Consider the following 5,607-nt stretch of genomic DNA (forward strand, 5'->3'; position numbering starts at 1 on the left):
GCGCGAACCGCCCTCGTCACCGGTGCGGCCCGGGGGATCGGCGCCGCGACCGTACTGGAGCTGGCCCGGCGGGGCTACACCGTTCTCGCGGTCGACGTCGCAACCGACGACCCGGCGCTTCCGTACTCGATGGGGAGCAAGGCCGATCTGTCCGCCGTCGTCGAGCAGGCAGGCGGGAACGTCGAACCGTTCGTGGCCGACGTCCGGGATCCCTCGGCGATGGCTGCCGCCGTCGCCGAGGCAGAACGCCGGTGGGGCGGGCTCGACGTGGCGATCGCGGCCGCGGGCGTCGTCGCCGGGGGAGCGCCGGCGTGGGAAGTTCCGCTCGAACAGGAACAGGCGGTGCTCGACGTCAACCTGAACGGTGTCGTCAACTTGGCTCGCGTTGCGGTGCCCGCACTGCTGCGGCGGCCGCAGCCTCGGTCCGGCCGGTTCCTGGCCGTCGCGTCGGCCGCGGCCACCCGCGGCCTGCCGATGCTCGCCGCCTACTGCGCCGCGAAGGCCGGGGTCGCCGGGCTGGTCCGCGCGCTCGGGGCCGAGCTGGGGGCGACCGGGGTGACCGCCAACGCCGTCAGCCCCGGGTCCACCGACACCCCGATCCTCGCCGAAAGCGCCCGGCTCTACGCCCTGCCCGACGCCGCCGCCTTCGCTGCCCAGCAACCGGTCCACCGGCTCCTCGACCCTGCGGAGGTCGCCGCGGTGCTGGCGTTCCTCTCCGGGCCGGACAGCAGCGCGATGACCGGCGCGGTCGTACCGGTGGACGGAGGACTGGCCCTGTGACGCCCCTCCCGACCGGCTTCCGGCTCGAACTCGATCAGGACACCCGCCGCCTGACCGGCGACCTGATCTTCGGCGGTTCCCCCGCGCGCGTGCTCCGGCTGACCGCGGCCGGGCAGGCCGCCTGGCGAGAACTCGCCGAAGGACCGGTCTCGACGGCCGCAGCCGGGACGCTCGCCCGACGGCTCACCGACACGGGGCTCGCCCACCCTCTCCCGCCCGAACCGGACGCGCCCGCCGACCTCACGGTCGTGGTGCCCGTTCGCGACCGCGCAGAGCTGCTGGACCGCTGCCTGGCCGGGCTCGACGGCCGGCACCCGGTACTGGTCGTCGACGACGGCTCCCGCGACCCCGCGGCCGTCGCCGCAGTAGCGGCCGCGCGCGGGGCGAAGCTCGTCCGCCGTGACGTCAACGGTGGCCCCGGCGCCGCGCGGAACACCGCGTTGGAGCACGTTGCCACCGAGTTGGCAGCCTTCCTGGACAGCGACTGCGTGCCGACCACGGGCTGGACCGACCGGCTCGCGGCGCACTTCGCCGACCCGCTGGTCGCCGCGGTCGCGCCCCGTGTGCGCGCCTTGGCGCCGGACACCTGGGCCGGCCGCTACACCCGGGTGGCGAGCAGCCTCGACCTGGGCGACCGCCCCGCGCGGGTCGCGCCCGGCACGCGGATGTCGTACGTGCCCACGGCCGCGCTCGTCGTTCGCCGGGCCGCGCTGACCGACGTGGCCGTCGACGGCGAGGTCTTCGATCCGGACCTGCGCGTCGGTGAGGACGTCGACCTCGTCTGGCGGCTCCACACCGCCGGGTTCAGGGTTCGCTATGCGCCGGACGTCTCGGTCGGCCACCACGAACCGGAAACCTGGCGCGGCCTGCTCGGCCGCCGGGCCCGCTACGGCACCTCTGCCGCGCCGCTCGCCAAGCGGCACCCGGACCTGCTGGCGCCGCTGGCGCTGCAGCCTTGGCCGGCGCTGGCCGTCGGGGCGTTGCTGGCCCGCCGTCCAGGGCTCGCCGCGCTGGCGTTCGGTGGCTCAGTGGCCAGTACGGCCCGCACCGTGCGCGCCCACGACGTGCCGACGGACGGCGTCGTGCGGGCGATGGCCACCGCCGTCCACCAGACGTGGCTCGGCTGCGGCCGCTATGGCACCCAATTCGCGGCGCCCCTGCTCGCGGGACTGCTGGTACCGCGGGGACGAGGGCGCCGAGCCGCCGTGGCGTACCTGCTGCTCGGCCCGCCGCTGACCGCGTGGGCGAAGAACAGGCGCGACCTCGACCCCGTCCGGTACACGGCGGCGGCGATCGTCGACGACATCGCCTACGGCGCCGGGGTTTGGGCCGGTTGCCTGACCCACCGCACTCTCGAGCCGGTTCGCCCGGTCCTCGTCCGGCGCACCCTGCGCTTCGATCCGAAGGGAAAACGATGAGCACCACCTGGTTCGAGTCCATCGCCGAGGCACAGCGGCGCGCCAAGAAGCGGCTTCCCGGCTCCGTGTACTCCGCGCTGATCGCCGGCTCGGAGAAGGGCCTGACGCTGGCCGACAACCTGAGCGCGTTCGACGAGCTGCGTTTCGCACCCCGGACCGCGGGCCTTTCCGGCGCTCGCGAGCTGGGTACGCACGTGCTCGGCCGGGACGTCGCGCTGCCGGTGCTGATCTCCCCGACGGGCGTGCAGGCCGTGCACCCGGACGGTGAGGTAGCCGTAGCCCGCGCGGCTGCGGCGCGCGGGACGTCGATCGGGTTGTCTTCATTCGGCAGCAAGCCGATTGAAGAGGTCGTCGCCGCCAACCCGAACACGTACTTCCAGGTCTACTGGACGGGCACCCGCGACGACATCCGGCGCCGCCTCGACCGCGCCCGCGCCGCCGGGGCCGTCGGCATCATCCTCACGTTGGACTGGTCGTTCTCGCACAGCCGCGACTGGGGCAGCCCGCACATCCCGGAGAAGCTGAACTTCCGCGAGCTGCTGCGGTTCGCGCCGGAAGGCATCACGCACCCGCGCTGGCTGCTGGACTACGTGCGCACTCGTCGGCTGCCGGACTTGGGCGTGCCGAACATGGTGGAGCCCGGAGAAAAGGTGCCCACGTTCTTCGGGGCGTACGGGCAGTGGATGCAGACCCCGCCGCCGACGTGGGACGACGTGGCCTGGCTGCGGTCGCAGTGGGACGGCCCGTTCCTGCTCAAGGGTGTGATCCGGGTCGACGAGGCCCGCCGCGCGGTGGACGCGGGGGTCAGTGCGATCTCGGTGTCCAACCACGGCGGCAACAACCTCGACGGCACCCCGGCGACGATCCGCGCCCTCCCGGCGATCGCCGACGCGGTCGGCGGGCAGGTGGAAGTCCTGCTGGACGGCGGGATCCGCCGCGGCAGCGACGTCGTGAAGGCGCTGGCACTGGGTGCTCGTGCGGTGCTGATCGGCCGCGCGTACCTGTGGGGCCTGGCGGCAGGCGGGCAGACCGGTGTGGAAAACGTCCTCGACGTGCTGCGCAACGGGATCGACTCGACACTGCTGGCGTTGGGCAAGCGCAGCGTTCACGATCTCGGCCCCGAGGACGTCGTCGTGCCGGACGGCTTCGAAGCCGAACTCGGCGGGAGCACGGCGGCTCGCGCCGAGGTAAGTGTGCCCCTCGAGGACGACGAGTTGGAGGTCATTCACAGCACCTGTTAGTGGGGTGCGAGCCTGAGCCCTCTTGGTCAGACTGGTGTGAGACATCCCGTGTGAGCGGGGGTTCCTGACCGAGGGTGGGTTCGTCCGGCGAGGAGCAGGCCGACCCCGCGCCGCGTCCGTCGCGTCGGGTGTTCACCGCGGAGTACAAGCTCGCCACGGTCGCCGAGTACGAGAACGCCCCGAATGGGGAGAAAGGCGCGATCCTGCGCCGGGAAGGCTTGTATTCGTCTCACATCATCGAATGGACACGAGCTCGCGACGCAGGACGCCTGGGTGGTGAACCAGCCGAGTCGGGCACACCGGCGAAACGGGTCAAGAAATCGGCCGAGCAGATCGAGTTGGAGAAACTCCGCCGGCAGAACCGGAAACTGACCTCCGACTTGACGAAAACCCGGATGGCTCTCGACATCATGGGAAAAGCACACGCGCTCTTGGAAGAACTCTCCGAGAGCGCGGAGCGCGACGAGCCGCCGAGGACATCCTGACGGCCGCGTTCGCCGAACTGCGCGCGGCAGGGGTGCCGGTGAAGAAATCATGCACGCTGACCGGGATATCACGGGCGACGCATTACCGGCACGCCAATCCAAAAGGGGCCGGTCCGTGGCTGCCCGTGCGCCGCCGCCGCAGGCGCTGGACGCCGCCGAGCGGGACCTGGTGCTGAGGTTGCTGACCAGCCCGGCCTGCCGGGATCTGGCGATCCCGCAGGTCTGGGCCAGGGAGTTGGACGAGGGCCGGTACTGGTGTTCGGTCTCCGCGATGTACCGGATCGCCTGCGCCGCCGGCCAGGTCTGGGAACGTCGCCGCCTCGCCACCCACCCCGCCCGGGTTCGGCCCGAGCTGGTTGCCCGCGGTCCGAGTGAGGTGTGGTCGTGGGATATCGCCGCGCTGAAAGGACTGTCGAAAGGGATTTGGTACAAATGCTATGTCATCCTCGACATCTACTCCCGCTATGTCACCGGCTGGCTGGTCGCTGCCGCGGAGGACGCGGTCGCGGCGAAGGATTTCCTCAATGACGCCATGAACCGCAATGGCAGTCAGCCGCACACCATCCACGCCGACCGCGGTAGTTGCTGCCTCATCGGCGTCACAGCGATGGGATGCTCCGCGGTACCAATGCTCCCGGCTTGGTGACCAGCCGTGGTGGCTTCCGCGCGGCAACTGAGGGCGCTGCATGGGAAGAAGCTGCAGAAGGGCCCAGCGGCGGCCGTATGTGTCCGACTCAGGGGCCGAACTGCGTCGGCGAGGTCATGGTGCCGCCCCGGACCCCCGGGCAGGCCCGGGACTGGGATGTCAGCCACAATCCTTCCTGGACCAACCGCCGGTTTGCGCCGGACGTGACGCGTGCGGAAGTCCTGGACGACTACCAGCAGGGGACGAGCCTCGAGTGTCCGGCGTGCAACCGAAGTGGCGGCAACGACGACTCAAGATTCGGCGGATGAGGCATGGGACTTATCGAGCACTTGGAGGCACGACTGGGCCTTATCACGGGTGGCTGGTCGACGGATCCAGATGGACGGCCGCGGGAGTTCCGGGTCGCCGCCTTCGCCAAGGGAGTTATTCCAGGCGTCGAATCCTTTTCGACGATCGGCTTGAGCAGGCATGACTTGGTATCGCCGAAGTCCGGTCGGAAATTACGCTTGGAACTCGTAGCCGGTGAGCGGGGCGGCCCCGGTGGGGAGTACCTCCCCGGCCTCGTCGGCCAAGTGGCCGACGAACTCCTGGCTTCGGGCCGGGCACTTCTGCGTGGGGACGTGATCGGCCCCCGAGGCCCGCTTGTCCCTGGGAGTATAATGGAAGCCTGGTACGCCGCGGCGCCGGTCTACTACGACGACGGCTTCGCGGGAGTGGACCTCGACGACGGGCACCGGGCCGCGATCGTCTGGATAGTACCGATCTCTCGAAGTGAAGCCCAGTTCGTGAGCGCGAACGGCTGGCGAGAGTTCGAGAACGAGTTGATCAAGTACGACCCGGACCTCTTGGACCTTCATCGAGACGAACTCCCGCTGGGTGGTCGGTGATCAGCGCGGCATAGCCTGCGTCGGCGGCGACTGTGACGACGACGTATCACCACCCGTTCCATGACGTGACGCGGGTGGTGAGGACGTCGTATCACTCGACGGAGGTCACCGATGACCTGACGATCGACGAGCTATGAGCTTCCCCCGGTT

At 70.6% G+C, this 5,607-nt stretch carries 7 protein-coding genes; all 7 read left to right on the forward strand.

Annotation, left to right across the window (positions count from 1 at the left end; genetic code table 11):
- Positions 1-780 (forward strand): mycofactocin-coupled SDR family oxidoreductase (locus tag H5411_RS45740; RefSeq protein WP_220818350.1); only part of this gene is annotated, 780 nt, incomplete at its 5' end.
- Positions 777-2,198 carry a mycofactocin biosynthesis glycosyltransferase MftF gene (mftF, locus tag H5411_RS45745; RefSeq protein WP_183127931.1) on the forward strand — a complete coding sequence of 474 codons (1,422 nt, stop codon included), beginning with the start codon at positions 777-779 and terminating at the stop codon, positions 2,196-2,198. The genes H5411_RS45740 and mftF, both read left to right, overlap by 4 nt.
- Positions 2,195-3,439: a pre-mycofactocin synthase MftD gene (gene mftD, locus H5411_RS45750; RefSeq protein ID WP_183127932.1), complete on the forward strand. Its 1,245-nt coding sequence runs from the start codon at positions 2,195-2,197 to the stop codon at positions 3,437-3,439. The genes mftF and mftD overlap by 4 nt, the downstream gene beginning before the upstream one ends.
- 74 nt (positions 3,440-3,513) lie before the next feature.
- On the forward strand, positions 3,514-3,924 hold the full coding sequence (locus H5411_RS49500; RefSeq protein WP_183127933.1) for a transposase: 411 nt from the start codon (positions 3,514-3,516) through the stop codon (positions 3,922-3,924).
- 115 nt (positions 3,925-4,039) lie between these two features.
- Positions 4,040-4,570, forward strand: coding sequence for a DDE-type integrase/transposase/recombinase (locus tag H5411_RS45760; RefSeq protein ID WP_183127934.1), 531 nt, complete (start codon positions 4,040-4,042; stop codon positions 4,568-4,570).
- Positions 4,571-4,686: 116 nt separating this feature from the next.
- Positions 4,687-4,878: a GH-E family nuclease gene (locus tag H5411_RS49505; RefSeq protein ID WP_352252678.1), complete on the forward strand. Its 192-nt coding sequence runs from the start codon at positions 4,687-4,689 to the stop codon at positions 4,876-4,878.
- A 3-nt stretch (positions 4,879-4,881) separates the two neighbouring features.
- Positions 4,882-5,457, forward strand: a complete 576-nt coding sequence (locus H5411_RS45770) for a suppressor of fused domain protein (protein WP_183127936.1) — start codon at positions 4,882-4,884, stop codon at positions 5,455-5,457.
- Positions 5,458-5,607: the final 150 nt, after the last annotated feature.

It is taken from the genome of Amycolatopsis echigonensis (assembly GCF_014174495.1).
GTDB classification, from domain to species: Bacteria; Actinomycetota; Actinomycetes; order Mycobacteriales; family Pseudonocardiaceae; genus Amycolatopsis; species Amycolatopsis echigonensis.